22 protein-coding genes are annotated in these 21503 nt (G+C 39.1%); 10 read left to right on the top strand and 12 right to left on the bottom strand.

Annotated features, from left to right (window positions below):
* The first annotated feature begins 21 nt into the window (after positions 1-21).
* From eno to J502_RS11610, 4 genes are all read left to right on the top strand, one after another.
* Positions 22-1311 carry a phosphopyruvate hydratase gene (eno, locus tag J502_RS11625; protein WP_005406393.1) on the top strand — a complete coding sequence of 430 codons (1290 nt, stop codon included), beginning with the start codon at positions 22-24 and terminating at the stop codon, positions 1309-1311.
* A 15-nt stretch (positions 1312-1326) separates the two neighbouring features.
* Positions 1327-1719, top strand: a complete 393-nt coding sequence (gene ftsB / locus J502_RS11620) for a cell division protein FtsB (protein WP_005404503.1) — start codon at positions 1327-1329, stop codon at positions 1717-1719.
* The gene (gene ispD / locus J502_RS11615) at positions 1682-2413 is read left to right on the top strand and encodes a 2-C-methyl-D-erythritol 4-phosphate cytidylyltransferase (protein ID WP_034684204.1); all 732 of its coding nucleotides are present in this window, start codon (positions 1682-1684) and stop codon (positions 2411-2413) included. Before ftsB ends, ispD begins: the two co-directional genes overlap by 38 nt.
* 205 nt (positions 2414-2618) lie before the next feature.
* Positions 2619-2966: a four-helix bundle copper-binding protein gene (locus J502_RS11610; RefSeq protein ID WP_005406264.1), complete on the top strand. Its 348-nt coding sequence runs from the start codon at positions 2619-2621 to the stop codon at positions 2964-2966.
* A gap of 76 nt (positions 2967-3042) precedes the next feature.
* Here the strand turns inward: J502_RS11610 and J502_RS11605 are convergent, their stop codons facing one another.
* Positions 3043-3696: an A1S_1983 family putative colistin resistance protein gene (locus J502_RS11605; protein WP_005406445.1), complete on the bottom strand. Its 654-nt coding sequence runs from the start codon at positions 3694-3696 to the stop codon at positions 3043-3045.
* 98 nt (positions 3697-3794) lie between these two features.
* Between J502_RS11605 and ispF the strand changes: the two genes are divergently transcribed.
* Positions 3795-4289 carry a 2-C-methyl-D-erythritol 2,4-cyclodiphosphate synthase gene (gene ispF / locus J502_RS11600; protein ID WP_005406262.1) on the top strand — a complete coding sequence of 165 codons (495 nt, stop codon included), beginning with the start codon at positions 3795-3797 and terminating at the stop codon, positions 4287-4289.
* On the opposite strand, the gene J502_RS11595 is transcribed toward ispF, so the two are convergent.
* The 5 genes from J502_RS11595 to J502_RS11570 all read right to left on the bottom strand — a co-directional run bounded on the left by J502_RS11595 (position 4277) and on the right by J502_RS11570 (position 11436).
* A complete protein-coding gene (locus tag J502_RS11595; protein ID WP_005406220.1) occupies positions 4277-4801 on the bottom strand; it encodes a protein tyrosine phosphatase family protein in 525 nt (174 codons plus the stop codon). The genes ispF and J502_RS11595 overlap by 13 nt on opposite strands.
* Before the next feature lie 52 nt (positions 4802-4853).
* Complete coding sequence (locus J502_RS11590; protein WP_005020086.1) at positions 4854-5945, bottom strand: 3-deoxy-7-phosphoheptulonate synthase; 1092 nt, start codon at positions 5943-5945, stop codon at positions 4854-4856.
* Positions 5946-6071: 126 nt separating this feature from the next.
* Entirely contained in the window at positions 6072-6950 is an 879-nt protein-coding gene (locus tag J502_RS11585; protein WP_005026125.1) for a sulfite exporter TauE/SafE family protein, read from the bottom strand.
* 436 nt (positions 6951-7386) lie between these two features.
* On the bottom strand, positions 7387-8943 hold the full coding sequence (locus tag J502_RS11580) for a PepSY-associated TM helix domain-containing protein (RefSeq protein WP_034684202.1): 1557 nt from the start codon (positions 8941-8943) through the stop codon (positions 7387-7389).
* Positions 8944-9303: 360 nt separating this feature from the next.
* Positions 9304-11436: a TonB-dependent siderophore receptor gene (locus tag J502_RS11570; protein WP_034684199.1), complete on the bottom strand. Its 2133-nt coding sequence runs from the start codon at positions 11434-11436 to the stop codon at positions 9304-9306.
* Positions 11437-11658: 222 nt separating this feature from the next.
* On the opposite strand from J502_RS11570, the gene lpxB reads away from it, so the two are divergent.
* A complete protein-coding gene (lpxB, locus tag J502_RS11565) occupies positions 11659-12834 on the top strand; it encodes a lipid-A-disaccharide synthase (protein ID WP_034684197.1) in 1176 nt (391 codons plus the stop codon).
* Positions 12835-12918: 84 nt separating this feature from the next.
* Here the strand turns inward: lpxB and J502_RS11560 are convergent, their stop codons facing one another.
* Positions 12919-13788, bottom strand: coding sequence for a DUF2797 domain-containing protein (locus J502_RS11560; protein ID WP_034684194.1), 870 nt, complete (start codon positions 13786-13788; stop codon positions 12919-12921).
* A gap of 33 nt (positions 13789-13821) precedes the next feature.
* Here J502_RS11560 and J502_RS11555 point away from each other — a divergent pair, with 33 nt between their 5' ends.
* Together J502_RS11555 and J502_RS11550 are read left to right on the top strand one after the other, a co-directional pair.
* Positions 13822-14298, top strand: coding sequence for a DUF6231 family protein (locus J502_RS11555; RefSeq protein ID WP_005020095.1), 477 nt, complete (start codon positions 13822-13824; stop codon positions 14296-14298).
* Positions 14299-14406: 108 nt separating this feature from the next.
* A complete protein-coding gene (locus J502_RS11550) occupies positions 14407-15090 on the top strand; it encodes a YidB family protein (RefSeq protein WP_005020096.1) in 684 nt (227 codons plus the stop codon).
* A 40-nt stretch (positions 15091-15130) separates the two neighbouring features.
* Here J502_RS11550 and J502_RS11545 read toward each other — a convergent pair whose 3' ends face one another.
* From J502_RS11545 to J502_RS11535, 3 genes are all read right to left on the bottom strand, one after another.
* Entirely contained in the window at positions 15131-16234 is a 1104-nt protein-coding gene (locus J502_RS11545; RefSeq protein ID WP_034684193.1) for a porin, read from the bottom strand.
* A gap of 263 nt (positions 16235-16497) precedes the next feature.
* Positions 16498-16911: an HIT family protein gene (locus J502_RS11540; protein ID WP_005020100.1), complete on the bottom strand. Its 414-nt coding sequence runs from the start codon at positions 16909-16911 to the stop codon at positions 16498-16500.
* A gap of 18 nt (positions 16912-16929) precedes the next feature.
* On the bottom strand, positions 16930-17199 hold the full coding sequence (locus J502_RS11535; RefSeq protein WP_005020103.1) for a YARHG domain-containing protein: 270 nt from the start codon (positions 17197-17199) through the stop codon (positions 16930-16932).
* Between the two features lie 741 nt (positions 17200-17940).
* On the opposite strand from J502_RS11535, the gene J502_RS11530 reads away from it, so the two are divergent.
* Both J502_RS11530 and J502_RS11525 read left to right on the top strand, forming a co-directional pair.
* Complete coding sequence (locus J502_RS11530) at positions 17941-18186, top strand: hypothetical protein (protein WP_034684191.1); 246 nt, start codon at positions 17941-17943, stop codon at positions 18184-18186.
* A 591-nt stretch (positions 18187-18777) separates the two neighbouring features.
* Positions 18778-19716 carry an LpxL/LpxP family acyltransferase gene (locus tag J502_RS11525; protein ID WP_005020107.1) on the top strand — a complete coding sequence of 313 codons (939 nt, stop codon included), beginning with the start codon at positions 18778-18780 and terminating at the stop codon, positions 19714-19716.
* Positions 19717-19771: 55 nt separating this feature from the next.
* On the opposite strand, the gene J502_RS11520 is transcribed toward J502_RS11525, so the two are convergent.
* Both J502_RS11520 and J502_RS11515 read right to left on the bottom strand, forming a co-directional pair.
* Complete coding sequence (locus tag J502_RS11520) at positions 19772-19981, bottom strand: cold-shock protein (RefSeq protein WP_005026108.1); 210 nt, start codon at positions 19979-19981, stop codon at positions 19772-19774.
* Positions 19982-20270: 289 nt separating this feature from the next.
* Positions 20271-21430, bottom strand: a protein-coding gene (locus J502_RS11515) for an IS3 family transposase (protein WP_155757378.1) whose coding sequence is annotated in 2 segments (ribosomal slippage) — positions 20271-21196 and positions 21196-21430 — 1161 coding nt in all. Because the reading frame shifts where the segments join, the coding sequence is not laid out codon by codon here.
* Between the last annotated feature and the right edge of the window lie 73 nt (positions 21431-21503).

The raw sequence follows: 21503 nt of genomic DNA, 5'->3' as shown, positions 1-21503 counted from the left end.
CATTCAACTGAGGAATTGTTCATGAGCCAAATCGTTGACATCCGTGCACGTGAAATTTTGGACTCTCGTGGTAACCCAACCATCGAAGCTGATGTAATCTTGGAATCCGGCGTAGTTGGCCGTGCATGTGCACCATCTGGTGCTTCAACTGGTTCTCGTGAAGCTTTAGAACTGCGTGATGGCGATAAAGCACGCTATTTGGGCAAAGGCGTTCAAACTGCGGTTAATAATGTTAATACTTTAATCCGTGATGCTTTATTGGGTAAATCAGTATTCGAACAAAAAGACATTGATAATACAATGATCGCTTTAGATGGTACTGAAAATAAAGAAAAACTAGGTGCTAACGCAACTTTGGCTGTATCTTTAGCCGCTGCCCGTGCTGCTGCTGATGAAAAGAAAATTCCTCTTTTCCAATACATTGCAGACCTGCGTGGCCAGAAAACTTTGACTATGCCTGTTCCAATGATGAATATCTTAAATGGTGGCGCTCATGCAGATAACACTGTTGATATTCAGGAATTCATGATTGAACCTGTGGGCTTTACCTCATTTGCTGAGAGCCTGCGTGCTGGTGCAGAAATTTTTCATTCTTTAAAATCAGTTTTAAAGAAACAAGGCTTAAATACTGCGGTAGGTGATGAAGGTGGTTTTGCACCAAACCTTCGTTCAAATGAAGAAGCAATCACTGTAATTCTTTCAGCAATTGAGCAAACTGGCTATAAAGCTGGTTCTGATATTATGCTGGCGCTGGACTGTGCATCTTCAGAATTCTATAAAGATGGTCAATATATCCTTGCAGGTGAGGGCAATAAAGCATTCACCAGTAACCAGTTTGCTGACTATCTTGCAGGTCTGGTAAATCAGTATCCAATCATCTCGATTGAAGATGGTCTGGACGAGTCTGACTGGGAAGGCTGGTCTTACCTGACTTCTATTCTTGGTGACAAGATTCAGTTAGTAGGTGATGACCTGTTTGTAACCAATCCGAAGATACTACAGCGTGGTATTAATGAGAAGGTTGCTAACTCTATCCTTATCAAATATAACCAGATCGGTACTTTGACCGAAACACTCGACGCAATCTATCTTGCTAAAGCAAATGGTTACTCGACTGTAATTTCTCACCGTTCAGGTGAAACTGAAGATTCTACTATTGCAGATCTTGCCGTAGGTACAGCAGCGGGCCAGATTAAAACCGGTTCACTTTGCCGTTCTGACCGCGTAGCAAAATATAATCAATTACTACGTATTGAAGAAATTACTAAAGCAGTTTACCGCGGTAAAGCTGAATTTAAAGGATTGAACTAACTTTTCATGGCTTTTATGAAAGAAGTTTTCGGTTCAATTTCGAGCAAGGTATTGCTAGCACTGGCAATCATTATGATTGTCGTGCTGCAGTACCGCTTCTGGTTTGGTGAGGGGGGCTATTTCCCTCATCAGACTCTGACTCAGCAAATCCAACAACAAGCTGATATTAATCAAGAATTAAAAGAGCGAAATCGCATTTTAGCGGCGGAAGTGTATGACCTCAAACATGGTATTGAAGCCATTGAGGAACATGCGCGTTTAGACCTCGGTCTGATCAAGCCCCATGAAACTTTTGTACAGATGAGTACAATCAGTACTCAATATAAACCCATTTATATTGATCCTAATGCCAAGGTTGATTTAAGAACCAATGAGTCAGAACCAGACCCTGTTACCGAAACACCCTAAACTCTGGGCGGTAATTCCTGCTGCTGGCTCAGGCAGCCGTTTTTCTAAACATGAACTTAAGCAATACCAGTTAATTGGGCAACAAACTGTACTCGAACATACAGTTAACCGGTTGAATCAGCTAGATTTAGCCGGATATGTACTTGCAGTTAGTGCACATGATGATGTTGCTCGAACTTTACCTTTAGTAAAGGCTGAGAAAGCTCACTTTTGTCTGGGTGGGCAAGAAAGGGTGCATTCGGTACTCAATGCTCTCCATTATCTAAGTAATATTGCTGATGAAGATGATCTGATACTAGTACATGATGCAGCGCGTCCCTGTGTCCAGTTCAGCAGCTTGCAAAATCTGGTTGAGAACGCTATCAAACAGAACTGTAGCGCTATTCTTGCTATAGCTGTACGGGATACTTTAAAACTGGTATCTGATAAACAGCAAATTACCAGAACAGTAAGCCGTGAATGCTTATGGCAAGCCCAGACTCCACAGCTTGCCAGACTAGGATTGCTTAAAGCTGCGATTGAAAAAGCATTGGCCGACCAGGTCACAATTACTGACGAAGCCAGTGCAATTGAACATGCCGGATATCCTGTTCAAGTAGTAATGGGGCGTTCGGACAATATAAAAATTACTTATCCGGATGATCTTGAGCTGGCCAAGCTGATTATTGAATCTCAAAATACAGCTTCTTCTTAGTATTATTATATTTATATTCAATGGATTAATTTTTATTCTTAAATTTTGATACTACAGCTGAATATTTCATAAGCTTACCCATTGTTTAAAAAAAGGCACAATTCATTACCTGTAGATGGTTCTACCTTTTCTGTATTCCTGAAATACTTAAAAGGCTCATAAATAGTGAATGAGGTGGAAAGTGCCAATACAACAAGATGAAACAATGACTAATCCGGTTTATTCACAGGCCTCTGCTTCAATTCGGGCCTGTACTGAATGTATTATCGCTTGTCAAACCTGTGCAGCAGAATGCTTGCAGGAAGAAATGGTAGGCATGATGCGTGAATGTATCCGTCGCTGTTTAGATTGTGTGGAGCTATGCCGTCTTTGTATCAGCTATGAAATCAGAGGCTCGGCACTTTTAGACAATGTGATGGCGCTATGTGCTCAGGCATGTGAACGTTGTGCTGAAGAATGTGGTTCACATGAAGATCAGCATTGCCAGCATTGTGCTAAGGCCTGCGAGCAGTGTGCAGAAATCTGTCGCGCTTCAGAAATGCCTATTGATTAATAAGTTTTAGAAATATAAAGTCCGGTCTCAGCAGTCCGGGCTTTTTTACTTAAGTATTAATCTGAAATTACAAAGTTTAGTCGTATAAACGGTAAATACCGTTGAATCGCTCACAACCTTTCTGCTGTGAACTTACTGTAAGCAAGGCTTTCTGAAAGTTAAAATTATATTTACAATCATGTTCATTATCGATAATTTCTTGCTTGTTCTCGGGAGTGGTGTAAGCGAGAAAAGCAATGTTTTGGGTCTCTTTACGATTATTCGGGTTGCGGTATGCAATTCCTTCGATCTTGATTCTGTCTTTAGAGAGTTGATGTACCTGTAAATGTACAGGCTGTTTCGCAATCAGGCCATTTTCATATTTTAAATAATGCTGGGTCAAACTCTGATTCATTGAAGTATAAATATCCAGATCATCCATACGCAGTTCGAACTGCTGTTTAAAACAGTCATTACTTTTACACTGTTGCATACGATTTAGCCAAGTCAGATGTGTGTCTTGGAGTAAACGGACCGGAGCATCAGTAATCAGGTAGGCTGTAAGATATTTATTATTTAGCATTTGACGTTCGGCGTCGAACTTATCTGAGCAAATACGCTTTAAAGCAGGCGCAGTAATATCAGATGTACACTGTAACGCTTGAGCTACGGCCATTGATGACCATAAACAGGTCGCTACAAATAATGATCCTATTATTTTAATGTGAGGAAACTCGGTATTCAATAACATGATCGCTTATACTTTTGCTATAGAGTTTGCTTACGTAATATAGCGAAATCACAAGCTAAAATACAACTGATCTAAGATTTATTTATAAGGAAACAGTCATGTTAAGACCGCAGTTCCGTATCGGCCAAGGCATTGATGTGCATGCATTTGAAGAGGGTGAATTTGTTCATCTGGCAGGTGTCAGGATTCCACATACTCATGGTTTAAAAGCTCATTCAGATGGCGATGTAGTTTTACATGCACTAGCTGATGCTCTACTGGGGGCACTGGCACTAGGAGATATTGGACAGCATTTTCCGGATACTGACGATGAATTCAAAGGTGCGGATAGCCGGATATTACTCAAGCATGTATATGATTTAATTTTAAAGGAAGGTTATATGCTGGGTAATGCTGATATTACTGTAGCCTGTGAACGCCCAAAACTGGCCAAATATAATCTCGAAATGCGGCAGAGCATTGCTGAGGTACTCAATGCAGATATTTCACAAATTAGTGTAAAAGCTACAACTACTGAGAAGCTGGGATTTACTGGCCGTCAAGAAGGCATTTTGGCGACTGCTACAGTTTTACTTGCACTTCACTCAAACTGACGAACCTGCATTAGTGACTGTTCCAGTTCGCGTGTTGCTTTACGGCCTTGAAGTTGTAAGGCAACTGCATGAATTAATCCGGTCCAGGTATCATCGGGTTCCCAGATTCTGTACAAATACTCTTGTGCTGTAGGCATATCTATATTCATAAAGTATTGTCGATACAAGTACATCAGCACACTACATTGCCGGTTATCAGCACAGTGCAGCCACACTGTCTGCTCACAGACCAAGTGATTAATCAGCTCTAGAACCAGAATAGCCTGATTGGCTGAAGGGCGTTCATTATCTAAAGGAATGTGAATATAGTTGAGGTCAAGGTCCAGGCACAACTGATCTTCATTTCTAAGAGCCATTTCAGCTTTACTGGAGGCAAGATTAATAATGGTCGAGCAACCATAAGCCTTTATTTGTTCGAGATTTTCTGCAGTCAACTGACCTGAGCAAAACAGGCGCTCATGAACATAATCAAAATATGGAATCTGGCTTAAAGCATATTCTAGTTCATTCATATGGTACAAATCCTATATAAAAAACGCCATCATGATGATGGCGTCTCAATGTTTAACGATTTGGTAAAACGTCTTTTAATGCTTCATGCATGGCAAGTAAGGTCTTTTCGGTAGTTTCCCAGTCTATACAGCCGTCTGTGACTGACTTGCCATATTCAAGGTCATCCAGTTTCGCAGGAATATCTTGGCGGCCACCCTTGAGATGACTCTCGACCATAACACCGACAATTGACTTGTTCCCATCAATAATCTGCTCAGTCACATTTTTTAAAACCAACGGTTGCAAATACGGATCTTTGTTCGAGTTCGCATGACTGGCATCAATCATGATCTTATTACTAACCTTGGCTTTAGCCAGAGTCATTTCCGCATCAGCCACAGCACCAGCATCATAGTTCGGCTTGCCATTACCACCTCGCAGTACTACATGTGCATAAGCATTACCTGCAGTACGGATAATAGAAACCTGGCCATTCTCATTCAGGCCCAGAAAGCTATGTCCATGTTTAACTGACTGCATGGCATTGGTAGCTACTGTCAGGCCGCCGTCAGTACCATTTTTAAAACCTACAGGTGAAGACAAGCCGGAAGACATTTCACGATGGGTCTGGCTTTCTGTAGTACGTGCACCGATAGCAGACCACGAAATCAGGTCTTGATAGTATTGTGGCGAGTTCGGATCAAGGGCCTCTGTTGCACAAGGTAAACCTTTTTCATTGAGTTCAAGTAACAGCTGGCGGCCAATACGAAGACCCTTTTCAATATTAAAGGAGTCATCCATGTCCGGGTCATTAATCAGACCTTTCCAGCCTACAGTAGTACGTGGTTTCTCAAAATAAACACGCATAACGATATAAAGAGTATCCTGAACTTTTTCACTCAAGACTTTTAAGCGGTCAGCATATTCATGTGCAGCTACCGTATCATGAATTGAACAAGGCCCAATCACGACAAACAGGCGTTTATCAATACCATCTAAAATATTACGTATAGTTTCACGGCCTTTCATGACGGTTTGATAAGCCGTTTCACTTAAAGGAAGTTCTTCTTTCAGTGTTGCAGGAGTTACAAGTGGTTGAATGCTTTTCACATTTACATCACTGATATCTGAAGGGGATACTGTTTTAGACTGTAGTGTATTCATTGCCGTCACTGGTGATTGTTCATACAGAAGTGGTTATAGTTACTTGAATATAACATGATTTAAGTGATGAATTGCTATACAAAAACTCTGTTAAAGCCTGAAAAAGCAATTCATTTTACGAATTAATTATATCTTGTGTGTTTTTTCAACAGTACTAATGACTGCGCTTTCTGAAGTAGTTACTGGTTTGGCTTTAACCGGATGCAACATAAAGTTGATACCTAAAGCAAACAGGGTAATTCCCAGAATCTTGCGAATAATACGTTCAGGTAATCGTGAGCTGATTAATGTACCAACGATAATGGCTGGAATGGAACCGACCAGTAACCACATTAATAGAGTGAAATCGACATTTCCCGAACTCATGTGGCCTAAGCCTGCAACCAGTGTTAGCAATACTGCATGAACTACATCGGAACCAATAATCCGGATCATTGGCAAATTAGGGAACATAAGAATCAATGCCATAATACCAAAAGCGCCAGCACCTACCGAAGAGAGGGTAACAAATATACCCAGTACGATACCCATAAATAAAATATAAAAGCGGCGGCGCGGATTAGCAAACAGCGCTTGTTCCTGACCAGAAACTTCAGGTTTACGAAAACGGCTAAAGAATTTTTCAATCTGCGCACGGAAAATAATTGAAATACCAGTCAGAGTCAGCATAAACCCTAAAACTGTGGTAAGGACAGCTTTATAGTGAGTGGACTGGCTCAGATAGTGCTCAAGCACCCAATGGGTCGCAAAAGATGCTGGAATACTCCCCAATGCCAGCCAGAGAACTATGGGCCAGACAATATTTAATTTTCTGGCATGGACCAGTGAGCCGCAGAATTTTGAAATTGCTGCGTAGAGCAAATCGGTACCAATCGCAATATGGGGTTCGATCCTGAACAAGCTGATTAAAATAGGTGTCATTAATGAACCACCACCTACACCTGTTATACCTACACAAAAACCAACCAGTACACCAGCCAAAATGAATTCTAGAGGACCAACCATTAACTCATGCCAATATAATAAAACATGTCTATGTTATGACTTTTTCATATAAGCAGTTGTGACGATTAATGATTTACTTATGCAAAAAAACGCTAAGCTCGGTGATGACTTTGTTGTATAGATACGCTAATAAAGCATTTTTATGATCTTCTTTGATATTTCCTATTCGGCTTTAATTCATTTATTGTCAAGATCATGAAAAATAAAATAGGGGTAGCGAAAATCCAGACACTAATAAATCCAATGGATAGATGATAGCTACGGGTAATGAAATAGGTTGCTGATATAAATAGAAGGCTGCAAACTAACCTGAGCAATAAGGGGTATTTTACAAGAAAAGCCTTATTAGAACTAAGAGTCTTGGCAAGCTGCTTTGAACTGCTAAGATAAAATCCATAAAAGCAGGCAAGTAGCATAAAAAAAGCTAATAACAATGTCATGAATTAACCTCTTGGGTATTCCTTATAATTTTGGCAGAAAGCTTCTGGCTGCTTTTAAGTTGTATCGGTTCAATATTGCGATAAATAAAGAAGGCTAAAAAAGCAAATAGCCATAGCATCAGGTCAATTCTGAGAAAGTTCCAATAGTGCGATAATCCTGAAATATAATTTTGCTGACTCAAGTAATAAAGATCATAAATTGGCAGACTAAAAGCGAGACATATGAAAATAGCAAGCTGTATTTTCCATAACCATTGTTTTTTAGTCATTATCGCTAAAGTAAACAGGATCAGCCAGCTGATAAAGAAGCTATAAATTTCATAATTTGTGCCACCTGGCTGGACGCTTACAAGACGGTTGGCATAGAGATAACACAGCATAGCTGTAGGAAGACCTATAAAAGTAGCTACATTTAACCGGTCTACCAAATAAAAGCCCAAATGAAAGGCTTGAGTCTTGTTTTGTAGATGCCGCTTTAAACTCCATAACAATAAACCAGAGGCAATCATCAAACAGCCCAGTATGCCTGAAAAAAATAAAGCGAACCGTAGTAAAGGCTGGGCAAAAGTTGCCATATGCAAACCATAGACACCTGAGTTAAGTGTGGCTATTGCGCTACGGTTTTTTGTATCACTTATAATCTGGCCACTTATACCGTTTACTGTTAATTGTGGTGCATCACGGGTGATCGAATAATCAGTAGACTGAACCAGAGTTATTTTTGCAGAAGTAGTATTCGGGTTCTTAACCTCTAGTCGTGCATAATCTGTAATACCCCATTGCTGCTGGCTAATAGCCAGGACTTGTTGGATCGGAAGCATCGCAGCAGGTTTTGGGTGATCTTCCTTTGTTAAAATTTTCTGATTGATTTCTTCAAAGTACTGGTATTTGTTTTCAGGATAAAATTTTTCAAGGCTCCATGGCAGATATAAATAAAACAAAATAGCCAGACCAGTAAAAGTAATGGTTAAAAAAAAGGGGAGTGCAATGACTGAGCAGATATTATGAAAATCAAGCCAGGAACGCTGGCCTTTAAAAGTACGGAAAGTAAAGAAATCAGCCAGTATTTTTTTATGAGTGATAATACCGGAAATAAGGGCAATCAACATGATCAGGGCAGCAAAACACGCAATCAGACGTCCAATGAGTACCGGAATACCAAACAGCTGAAAATGAAAAAGATAGAAAAACTCACCGCCTTGGGTTCCGGAGAGTTTTAATTCCTGACCAGTGGCCGGATTTAATAAAGCACTGCCATAACTGCCATCCTGTTTCTGCCAGTACATTTTGTTAAACGGCTTTTCTTGAGTTGCTATTTCCAGATACCAGGTTTTAGCATCGGATGCTTCGTTCTGTAAATATTGATATGCAGTATTTAATGCTGTTTCCTGGTTTACCTGAATCTGAGCTAGTGCAGGCTGCATCCATAAATTTAAATTATGGCGGTAATAGGCGGTAGAACCCATCAGGAAAATAGCAAACAATAGCCAGCCTAGTAAAAGACCGGTCCAAGAATGCAAAGATGCCATCGATTGCCGGATAGATTTTTGCATAATTTAACCTGTATAAAGCGAAATAAAATAGAAAAAGCCGCAGCTGATGAGACTCAGCAGGGTTAACTTCCAAAGGCAATTAATGCAAAAACTCGAAATAATAAAGACCAAATACAGTAAAATCGCAGTGATTGCCGCCAAGTAAATTGATTCGGCTTTTGGAAAATAAAAATTTAATAAGTGAGCCAGATCATAAGCTAGATAGGCCATAAATATATAACCCGCTATAAAGGCTAGCAGGGTTCGATAAAAAGCTACACAGTATGGATAAGTCTTCTGTAAAAAATTCAATCTGCTTCTCATCATTTTCTATATATAGAATAAACAGTTCAGCTCTTTAGAGAGCTGAACTGTTTACTATTAATATTTGAAGTTTACCGCGACTGTATAGTTAGCGGGCGCACCGTAATAAGTCTGGCCATATTCTAGAGAATTAAAATATTTTTCATTAGTAATATTTTTTACATTGGCCTGAAAACTGACATGGTCATTTAATTCATAGCTGGCCATTAGATCAAGTAAAGCATAACTGTCCTGTATCAGATTACTTTTATCTGTCTGGCTGATTTTATCTTGCCAGACCAGATTTGCGCCTACTTTTAATTGGGGAAATTGCGGAACCGTGTAACTGGTAAGTACATTAAAGGTGCGTTCAGGTACAAAGGTACGGGTTCTTGCTCCAGTATTACGGTCTTTCATATTCTGCTGTACATAACCGGCTGATATATTCAGCTGGTCAGTTAGCTGACCGGCAATATTAAATTCATAACCTTGTGATTTAATATTTTGTTGACTGTATAAGTTAGCCTGATCCCATTTTTCATAAACTGGAAACTTGTCATATTCGTTGCGGAACACAGCACTAGAGACAATGAGCTGATCATCGAACCATGAACCTTTAATACCAAGTTCATAGGAGCTTCCTTCTGTAGGTTTTAAAATCTGCTTGTCTAGACCAAGTTTTGAAGTCGGTTTAAAAATCGTACTGTAACTTGCGTATGCTGTATAAGTTGGGTCAATATCATAAGTGATCCCTGCATAAGGCAACACTTTCGAATCTCTGTAATTGGTTGAGTCACCGTAATTTTGGCCTTTTGAAGTAGCATCAGTATAATTGGCACCCGCCAAGACTTTTAACTTATCTCCCAAATGTAAACGTGTCGCTGCATAAACACGTTTCTGTTCCTGGGTATAATCTGCCTGATTAGCCGGATTGTTTGTATCGTCAATAAAGTCTGGATAAGTATTGTTGTAATAATTGAACCAGTCAGGAATTGGTCTGCTACGGTTTGCAATATATCTTGAGTTCTGTTTTACATCATTTTTGGACCAGCTGCTGCCGGCCATCAGGTCATGAGTTTGACCAAATAACGAATATTTTCCTAATATATTGATATCAATATCATGATTCTGGTTTTTTTCTATGAAAGCTGAGGGATATTCACTGACCCCTTGTCCTGTTTCCCGATCTGGAACGCCGGTAAAATACAGCATGGTTCCATCTTCTTTTTGTTCGGCATAGTTATAACTGGCTTTTATACTCCAATCATCATTAAACTGATGTTTGAGTTCTATAAAAGCATTCTGTTTTTCCATATCCCAGTGTACCCAGTCCGGCATCGGATTATAATTACGGCTATAGTTTAATAATTTCCCCTCACTATCCAGCATGGGAAGGGCGCCCCAGTTGTTTCCATTAGGCCGGTCTTTCTGAAAGTTATACCCTGTGCTTAAGAGTGTCTGATCTGTCAGGTCAGCTTCAATAATTAGCCCGGCAACAGTTTTTTCCTGGCTATAATGGTCCATATAGGAGTTTCCCGCTTCCTGTGCCAGCATTACTCGTCCGCGTATACGATCATCAGAAGTTAAACTGCCTGAGATATCTGCTTCACCCCGAACTGTGTCCCAAGATCCATAACTGATAGAGCCTTGTGTCCGGGTGTCTGTAGTTGGCCGTTTGCGAATGTAATTTACAGTTGCAGAGGGATTACCCGTAGAAGAAGTCAAGCCATTTGAGCCTTTCACGACTTCAATCCGGTCATATAAAAATGTATCTATATCTCCATTCTGATAATCACTACCAGTTAACTGAAGGTTTGTTCCATCAATCTGGTAATTACTGATATCAAAGCCGCGTGCTGTGTAAGTAGTACGGTTAGTTTCCTGACTAGACACGACTACACCTGGTACTGCTGCTAAAACATCACGTGCGTCGGTCAGATTGAAATCTTTAATTTGCTGATGGGTTACCACATTCACTGTTTGTGGAGTTTCTTTAATACTCAGATTCAACCCGGTAGCACTGTTTGAATCCTTGACTATATAGGCTTGCGTTTGTTCAGAAGATTGGCTACTCATAGTATTGGCTTGCAGCTGAATAACAGGAAGTGCCTGGGTATCTGAAGCCTCTGCTGCAAGAGCAGCTTGTACATTTAATAATGCCAGAGTAAGGAGAGAAAGTTTAAAATAACTGGCGTGTAAATGAGAATTCATAATATTGGTTAATGAAAATTATTATCATTCATATTATTATTTGTTGTGGTGATTTACAATTGGTAAACAATAGATTATTTAGATAATTTTTGAATTTCTAAAAGGAAGTTTAAATTTTTTAAAGAGTGTAATCGGATTAAATTAGATGCGGATACAGTGAGCCTAATTAAATCTAAAAGGGTTATGTTAAAATAGCTTGGTCTTATAATGGAGATAAAACTCTTGGAAAATCGGAAACTTAAAATTGGTATAGTGGTAGGTGAAGTTTCTGGTGATACTTTAGGTGCCAAGCTGATTCGTAGTTTTCGCGAGCAGGGGATAGAAGCTGAATTTGAAGGGATTGGTGGGCCACAAATGATGGCAGAAGGCTTTAAGAGCTATTATCCAATGGATATTCTGTCAGTTATGGGAATTGTTGAGGTCTTAAAAGATCTGAAAAAGCTGTTTGCTGTACGTGATGGACTTGTTGAACGCTGGAGCCAGAAACCTGTAGATATTTTTATTGGAATTGATGCTCCAGATTTTAATTTGCGGCTTTCTAAAAGTCTGAAACAGAAACAACTTAAAATAAAAACGGTACAGTACGTAAGCCCATCAGTGTGGGCATGGCGTCAGGGCCGTGTGCACGGAATCAAGCAGTCTATTGATCTGGTGCTTTGCCTGTTCCCGTTCGAAAAAGCTTTTTATGAGCGTTATCAGGTTCCTGCTGCATTTGTAGGGCATCCTTTGGCAAGTCAGTTACCTTTAGATAATCCCCTAATTGTAGCCAAACAGCAGTTAGGACTCGACCCGGCCAGACAGCATATTGCACTATTACCCGGCAGCCGTCGTGGAGAAATCGAGCGTCTAGGTCGTTTGGTGCTTGATGCTGCACAGATTATTTATCAGAAATATCCTAAAATTGAATTTTTATTACCTGCTATAAATGAAGCAAGAAAAGTTCAGATTGAAGAACAATTAAAAAATTATCCTGCTGAGTTTAAGGCACAGGTTAAGGTGCTAGAAAACACCGGCACTGACTCCAAAATTGGCCGTATGGTAATGAATGCCAGTGATATTGTGGCCCTAGCTTCAGGTACAGCAACACTAGAGGCCATGCTATTACATCGGCCAATGGTGACTTTTTATAAGCTGAACTGGCTCACTTATATTATTGCCAAGTTATTGGTCAAGATTCCCTATTATTCACTGCCAAATATTATTGCAGGTAAGAAAGTTATAGCCGAGCTAATCCAGACCGATGCCACTGCACAAAAGTTAGCTACAGAAATTGAAAATTTAATGAATAGAGAAGTCGCACAAACTCAGGTAATGCAACATATTGCGATGCATAAGCGACTACTTGCCAGTAATAGTGAAAATCCTGTAGAGGCCATTCTGAAAGTACTGTCTTATTAACTTTTATCCATCAACAGATCAGACGCTCTCTTGAATAAACAGTACGGTACTCAAATTACGGTACTGTTTATTTTTATGAAAGACTTACGCTCTCAGAATTAATTCATAACCCGTATATTTTCTGATATTAATAACACCTGTGTCTAAAATAAGATATTGGCCTTTTATACCCTGTAACACTCCTCGAATTTTCAGTGTTTTATCAAGGTTATGTGACTTGATCTTTTCAGGATATTGCTCAACCGGATAAATAAACTCACATGGTAGTTCCTGATCAAGCAATTCTACTGACTCGTTAAAATGTAAATTCTGACTGAATTCATCCTGAATCTGGGCAATTTTAGGTGCAAATTCTTCAATTAACTGATCACGTTTTTCAATTAGGTTAACGGGTTCCGCTTCGCCTTTAAGCAATTTGCGCCAGTCTGTTTTATCAGAAATCTGGCTACCAAACATTACCTCAATATGCCCAGACAAACGCCGTGAACCGACTTTAAAAATTGGCAAGGCCTGAGTCGCTCCCTGATCCAGCCACCGGGTAGGCATATGGCCAGTACGGGTAATGCCGACTTTAAGACCACTTGAATTAGCCAGATATACAATGTGAGGCTGAAAACAGACTTCTTGGGCAAATGAGTCTTCCCGGCAAGTCCCTAAATGGTAATGACAGGTTTCCGGTTTTAAAACACACATGTCACAGGATGCTTTGGTTTTAAAACATTTAAAACAATGCCCTTGTGAAAATGATTTCTTAGTTTTTGCACCGCAAGATACGCAATAGATATTACCAGTCCATTCAATTTCAATTTCTTGCCCTAACGTAAAAGGAAGATCAATTTCTGAACGGTCCAGAGTAAATTTGTACTCAACATTTGCCTTTAACGTTTGTTGATCAGTTACACTTGGCTTGCTAAGACCGGCATGCATTTTATGGCAAATGCCTTGTAATTCCATATAATTCTCACTCACGTAATTCAGGATGCAGTTATGGCCAAGCTCAACGTCATCACTTCTATGCTAGACGATCTATTTGCCGAACAGCCCATCCATACTGCACTGGCGATTGGTCAGCAGCTTGAAACAGTTCAAGATACTTCACATCTGGCTATACAATGGCATTATTTTAACGCAACTGAGTTTTTAAATCTGCCCTTTACTGAACGTTATGATCTGGCAATGGTCATTTTAACCGGTCCAGAATTCATAGAATTAAAACTGCCTGATATTTCTAGACTTCTTGTGAAATTACGTGATCTTATGGCGAAGCGTATTATTGTGGTTGGCCGTCTTCAGGATGAGCAGTTACTTCGCTCTTTAGGTTTTACCCAACTGGTTGAGAGAACAGAAAACAGCAGTGATTTCGCATTATGGCAATTCAATATTCTAACCTATAAGCACGTACCGGACTGGTTTAACTCTAAATATTGGGCCAATCCGGAAAATTGGGACAAATATCGCTGGTAAGGGCCAATATACTTATAAAATCTTGCAAAAATATACAAATCAGACTTTGTTTCACCCGGTCGGGTACACTTATGCTTTAAGGAAGATAACACTTTCAAGGAGTAAGTGATGACCAACTTGACCAATATAGTGGAAATGCTGGCGAAGCAGGCATTAGGAAACCAGCAACCACAAAATAATCAGCAGCAGAACACGCAGCAGCCAAGTGGTCTCGGCGGAATTCTTGGAGCAGTTCTAGGTCAGCTCGGTGGCCAGAATACGCAGGCTAACCATCAGAATACCCAGAATCAGGGCCGTCAATCCGGTTTAGGTGGCGTTTTAGGTTCAGTACTTGAGCAATTTGGTCATGGTAACCAGCGTCAACAGCAACCACGCCAGACTCAAAATGAAGTACCGCATAACAGTGGAAATAACAGTACCAAAACTTTATTGATCGCCGTGTTGCCACTGGTTCTAGCCTGGATTCAGAAGCAGGGTGGTCTTCAAGGTGCATTAGACAAATTGCGTAATGCCGGTCTTGGAAATCAGGTACAGAACTGGGTCGACCCAAACCAGAGCAATAAAGAAAATGCGCCGCAGCAAAATATACAAAGTTTATTTGATGATCAGGAAGTCGAGAAAGTTGCTGAACAGACACATGCACCTAAACAGGATGTATACAGTGCTATTTCTTCAGTATTACCACAAATCATTGATGCGCTGACTCCACAAGGTGAGAAGACCAACAAACAGGAAGCCAACAATGATATTCAAAATGTTTTAAATATGGTTTCCGGTTTTTTGAAACGTTAAATTAAAAAAGGGCATATAGCCCTTTTTTAAATTGCCAGAATTAGAATTTTATTTCCATACCTAAACCGTATACGCTTTCATCTGCATTACCTTTAGCAGGGGAGTTATCCCATTCACGCTGAACAGCACTGGCAAAGAGTTTAGTCTGGCTATTGAGTTTGTAATCTGCGCCAATTCCCCACTGGTCAACTGAGCTGTCACCTGACGCACCTGCAAGAACTGCATAGTCAGTGTCTGCTGACTGATACTGTGCCTTGAATGTCCAAGGCGTGTTTGCAAGTTTATAAGTCGCAGAAATTAACCATGCTTTTTCTTCTACGTTGTTATAATCACCAGCATAGGTAACAACACCATCAGTTACTACACGGGGCTTGATATTATTATAATCCGAGATTTCAGCAGTCTGCCACATTGCCCCTAAATACAGGCCTGGCACACCGATTTTACCCAAGTCAAAAGAGGCACCTAGGCGGAATGCATCAGCAGGAATATCCTTGAGACCAACCGCAGCAAAATCGCCAATTGATTTAAAGTTTCCAGCAATCACACCTTCAAAACCATAATCTTTATTAGCATAAGATAGTGAAGTTGAAAGGCCATCTCCTAGGCTGTCACGAGCACCGTCTGTATATTTGTTGGTTTCAGTATTTGACTCGCCTTGCTGAGCCTGTAGGGCAAATACTACACCGGCGAGTAATTTCGGATCTGTCTCAAGACTGATCACATTTTCAACCCGCTCTTCACCATACATCATTTCTTTAATATCGGCATGTGCATAATCATTAAATACATCACGATAACCGCCTGCTGCATCTTTAAATGGTGTATCTATAATACCGGCTCTTAAAGTACCAATTTCTGCCCATTTTAAGCCGGCAAAAATGTTACGTTTCTTGAATACATCATCGCCACCATCTACATCAATTTCCCATTCAGTCTGATACACTGCAGACAACTGATCTGTCAGTTTTTCTTCGCCTTTAATCCCCAGACGAGAAGCATTCGAGTTAACTTCAATTTTGTCATCTTTGCCATTATCGTAACTGTCAACGCTGACATTTACTTTACCGTACAAAGTTGGCGCTGCTTGCGCTGCGTTTAAGCTTAAAGTTGCTACTGTAGCAGCGAGAAGCAATTTTTTCATTGAGATTTCTCCAAAAACAATTCTTTAAAATGGCTATTTGCCTTGCTAACTCTTTTTTATAGTTTGCCTGTGTACAAAAAGTTACATAAGCTCACCAACTTGCTAAGCAGTATCTGCAAACTGTGTGACAGAGAAGTGAAAGAAAAATGACAGTTTAATGAAGGATAAAAAGAGAAAAGAAGAATTAGATTATTTTTTATACTTTTGAAATTTAAACAAAAATGGAGCCGAAGCTCCATTAGGTTTTAATTGAAAATAAGGCTTTAAAGAGCAGCACGGATTCTCTCTGCAATAGCCTTAATTTTCTCCTGATCTCCTATTTCAGCCGCATGGCGACCTAGCTGGTGCACTGAACTTGGAATCAGATGAAAATGAACATGCGGAACAGTTTGTCCAGCAGCAGCACCTGAAAGCTGCATTAAAACAATTCCCTCGGCATTCAATGCTTTCTCTATTGCTTTTGCAATTTTCTGTACTATCTGAATACTATAAGCAGCGGCTTCTGCTGGCAGGTCAAGTAATGTAACTGCCGGTGTTTTAGGGATGACCAATGTATGACCTTCGGCTTGCGGCATAATATCCATAAAAGCAAGAACCTGATCATCTTCATAAACTTTAATTGCAGGTAATTCACCACGAATAATTCTTGCAAAGATATTTTGGTCATCGTAAGCCATAGCTCTTCCTTTCAGTAGTTATTTACAGTTCAGCTCTTTCTGGCGCTCTTTAATTTCATCAAGACGTTGCTGCTCTTTTTCAGAGAATTTAGGTTTTGAAGTATAGCAGTTTTCATTACCAAACTTCTCTTTTGCATCCTTATCTTTAAAACAGAAGCCTTTAGAAGCATAAATAACATTATAGTCATTTTTGAGCTTTTGACACTCCTGTTCCGGAGTGGCAGCCTGTGCACTTATACCTGCCAAGCTAATCAGACCAGCAAATAATGCAACAGTAAAATTTTTCATAAGAGTTTCCTCTAGACCTGCAGTGTATATCAATATACTCACAATATCGGGTCTACTTGTGTTTATTCAATGACTAAAAATTACTCGAGTGTAATTCTAGTCCATAATTACTCCATATAGTATAAAAACTTCATATCCTAATAATTTTAAAAAAATATAAAAAAACATTAACTTAAGTTGTTTTATATCCTTTTTTATTTTACTAGGTTTTGCTACTCGTCGCTTTTTGTGTGTTTATTTACTTGCTACTTTGCACCACTATTATCTGATGATGTTGAGGCGCACAAGCAAAAAGGTTTATATTTCTCTTTTCTTATCAGGCAATACAACCAAATCAATATAACGCTTAGAAAATAAATTTAATCAAATAGAGTAGAAGTATTGAGTTGAGTAAAAGGAAAGGTAATGCCATATATCGCTGAAAACAGCTCGCCCTGCTTTTCATTGGCAGACTGAGCTGGCGAAGACTATTGGATTTACCCCAGCGGCCACTTTAAACAAGACATCGACATTGAATACAAGGCCATACTTAAGATAGCCAGAAAGATTAGTACTAAACGGGTTGGGGCCTAACATTTGAAGGGTATCAATAGACGAAAATATATACCAAAATATTTCTATTACAGAAAATCTGATATACAGATAAAAATTTTTGGCTTACAAAACTAATTTTTATCGCCAAGTAAGTTAGATAGAAAAGTGTTAATACTGGTTTATATCTTTAAGAATTGAGAATGAACCATGTTAATTAAACAATTGATCGCAAGATTACAGATCTTTGATCCGGATCTTAAAGTTCTAATCGCTAATGAAGAAGATGGAATTACTGCTGAAGGTGAAGCCCTTAGAATATTTGATATTAGTGGAATGAATATTGTAGAAACTGAAATGAGTAAGAAATATGAGGAAGAAATTAATTTTAAATTTGAAGGCCCCACTGAAAAATCTCAAAAAATTCTATTCATTAAAACCTTAGCTCAAGGTTAATATAAAGAACTTGATATATCTTTAAAAAGGCACTTTAGAGTGCTTTTTTATTTAACTTTTCTAATTTGCTTGTGTATTTTAGTGATGAATACACCCTCGATGTAATTCTCACCATTCGAGCCAGTAGTGTAATACAAAATACATTTTTACGATGGGATGACTATCAAATTGCATAAGCTTAACTTCGATAGTCTGAATCTTTTGATCTAGGTTTGAAAAAGTTTATTTATATAGTTATTCGAATAATTTAAATAGATAATCAGGATCTTCTTCCATTGCCTTGTACAGGTAAAAACCGCTATTAAAACCGCCAAAATTGCTAAAATTAATATCCAAGATAATTTATTCATTAAGACTGATATTATCACTAATAATTATAAGAGTACCCATCAATACAGGACGAATGTAATAAAGACAACCATTGTTCGGTAAGGTCTTAAACAAGTAGCTATATGTTAGGTTGAAGAGGGCTATTATGTTTATGCCTTAGGGAGCTTTGACCTATAAAACTTTACTAATCATGCACGGGATAGGTCTACTGTTAACCTGTTGAACAGGTATCATATGGTTCAGCTTTAATAATATATTTGCATGAATATAAAAACGTCACATAATCCGGCTGATTTTCAGTGGTCCTTCCTTCTTCCCAAGTATTGGGCAATTTGGTTAATAGTTTTTATATTTTCCTTTTTAGCTGTCTTGCCCTGGTGCATTCAATGGAGGATAGCTAGACTGCTTACTAATCCTGCATGGAGGTTTTTATCTAGCCGTCGGCAAACGACTATCCTGAATCTGGAGATCTGTTTTCCTGAAAAGAGTCCAGATGAAGTCGAGCTGGCTGCAAAAGAAGTATTTTTTAATGCCTTGATTGGCCTGTTTGAGGCATTAAATGCTTGGTACGCCCCCAAATGGTTTAAATCTCGTGTATACATTCAGGGACTTGAATATATAGAAAATGCAAAGGGTCAGGGTATTCTGCTTTTAAGCTCTCACACTACTTTATTAGATGCAGGGGGATATATGTGCAGCTTGTTCTTTGAACTGGATGTTGTATATCGACCTCAAAATAATCCTTTATTAGAGATGCTGATTTATCGGGGCAGAGCAAAGGTATACAACAACCAGATTTCAAAAAATGATATGCGAGGTTTAATCAAGGAGTTAAAACAGGGCCGGGCAGTCTGGTATAGTCCTGATCAGGACTTTGGCCTCAAGCAGGGCGTAATGGCCCCTTTCTTTGGAGTTCAAGCCGCCACAGTAACTGCCCATAGGCGTATAATGCAAATATCAAATACCTTAGCTATCCCTCTGTACTTTTACAGAACAGGAGATATTAGAAATCCTCAATATCATATTTTGCTGGAACCACAGCTTGAGGACTTTCCGGGTAAGGATGAAATTACTGATGCCACTAGAGTAAACAAAATATTAGAACGTCAGATACGTATGGCGCCTACACAATATATGTGGTTTCACCGGCGCTTCAAAACCCGTCCTGATGGCTATGATAAGATTTATGGAAGTAAATAATCTCAAACAATAAAAAAAGCACTCTAGGGTGCTTTTTTTAATTACTTGCTATGTGTTATAGAGCAACAATATTTACAGCATTAGGGCCTTTTTGACCTTGAGCAACACTGAAAGATACCTGCTGACCTTCGAATAAAGTTTTAAAACCAGAGCTGGCAATTTCACTAAAGTGAGCAAAAACATCTGGTCCAGATTCTTGTTGAATAAAACCGAATCCTTTAGCTTCGTTAAACCACTTTACTGTACCATTGATAGTATTAGACATAATAAATCCTATTGAATTTTAATAATTTTTAGTCGTTTTTAATGACTGAGTATAACTTTGAAAATAATAAAGAATGGAACTTAAAATCTGAAAAAAACGAAGAATTATGACTAAAACTGCGATACTTAAGAAGATTTACCGGACAAGACTTTTTTCTAGTTAAGGCAATAATACATGAAAATAATTAATATTCAAGTTTTTTATATTATATATTTATTTTTTTGATAAATAGTGTTAATTAACAGCTACTTCTTAAGAAGTTAATTTTTATATCAGATTTAAACTGATCCTAGACAGTATCGTGGACAACCAGCCCCTCTAAACTTTTAATATATTTCTGTTCAAAGGCTTCTGGACTTAACCAGCCGTTTGCAGAATGTCTTCTGACCCGATTGTAATAAATTTCAATATAGTCAAACAAGACAGCATTCGCTTCTTTTCGAGTCGAAAACACACTGCCATGTACCACATGACCTTTTAATGTATGAAAGAAGCTTTCAGTCACTGCATTATCCCAACAGTTTCCACGTCTAGACATACTCTGAGTACAATCATTTGTCAGTAACAGCGCTCTAAAATCACGACTACAGTACTGTGAACCTTGGTCTGAATGAACCATAACACCAGTTGGATAACCCTGACGAGCCATTGCATAGTTAAACGTATCACACACCAACTGGCGGTCTATTCGATGGCTGGTTTGCCACCCCACGATACGACGGCTAAATAAATCTAGCATCACACATAAATACAACCAACCTTCTTTAGTGCGGATATAGGTAATGTCTGTTGTCCAGATCTTATTGGGTTGATTGACCGTAAATTGACGATCCAACAAGTTAGGCGCTGTAGGCAAACGATGGTTTGAATCAGTCGTATGCTTGTATTTACGTGCAATCCTGCTACGTAAACCAAGTTTTTTTAGCATCCTTCCAATAGTACGTTCGCTAATGTTGTAACCTAAATCATGCATGTCATGTACTAATGAAGGTGCACCCAATCGTGCATGATGCTGCCAATATACGGCTTTTAAGTCATTATATTTCTGTGCCGTATTGGCTTGACGTTTTCGCCAGGCATAATAGCCTGAAGTGCTGACACCTAGGTATTTACAGGCAGAAGATACGGTGACTTCATTCATATCTAGATCTTGAATTACCGTGTACTTTTCTTGGCATGATCTGTTAGAAAGTACACATGCGCTTTTTTTAAGATGTCATTGGCTTCCCTGAGCTGTTTGACTTCTTTCTCTAATTCTAAGATCCGCTGTTGTTCTGGTGAAAGTTGACGTTTGCTTGAACCCACTGGATTGGCTTCACGAATCCATTTGTCTAAAGTTGAATAACCCACACCTAATTTCTGGGCGATTGCAGCTATAGGTTCGTGGGAGTTTGAAAGTGCATAATCAATCGCTTGCTGTTTAAATTCGGGACTAAAACGTTTAGCCATTTCTTGAATCTCCAAAGATTAAAGTTACGTTATCTTTAGAGGGACGTGCTGTCCATTATTTTGGCTAGGATCA

The sequence above is a fragment of the Acinetobacter sp. 1294596 genome (assembly GCF_000582925.1).
Classification (GTDB): domain Bacteria; phylum Pseudomonadota; class Gammaproteobacteria; order Pseudomonadales; family Moraxellaceae; genus Acinetobacter; species Acinetobacter radioresistens.
Note: the sequence above shows the minus strand (reverse complement) of the source record. Positions and strands in the feature narration are given on the sequence as shown.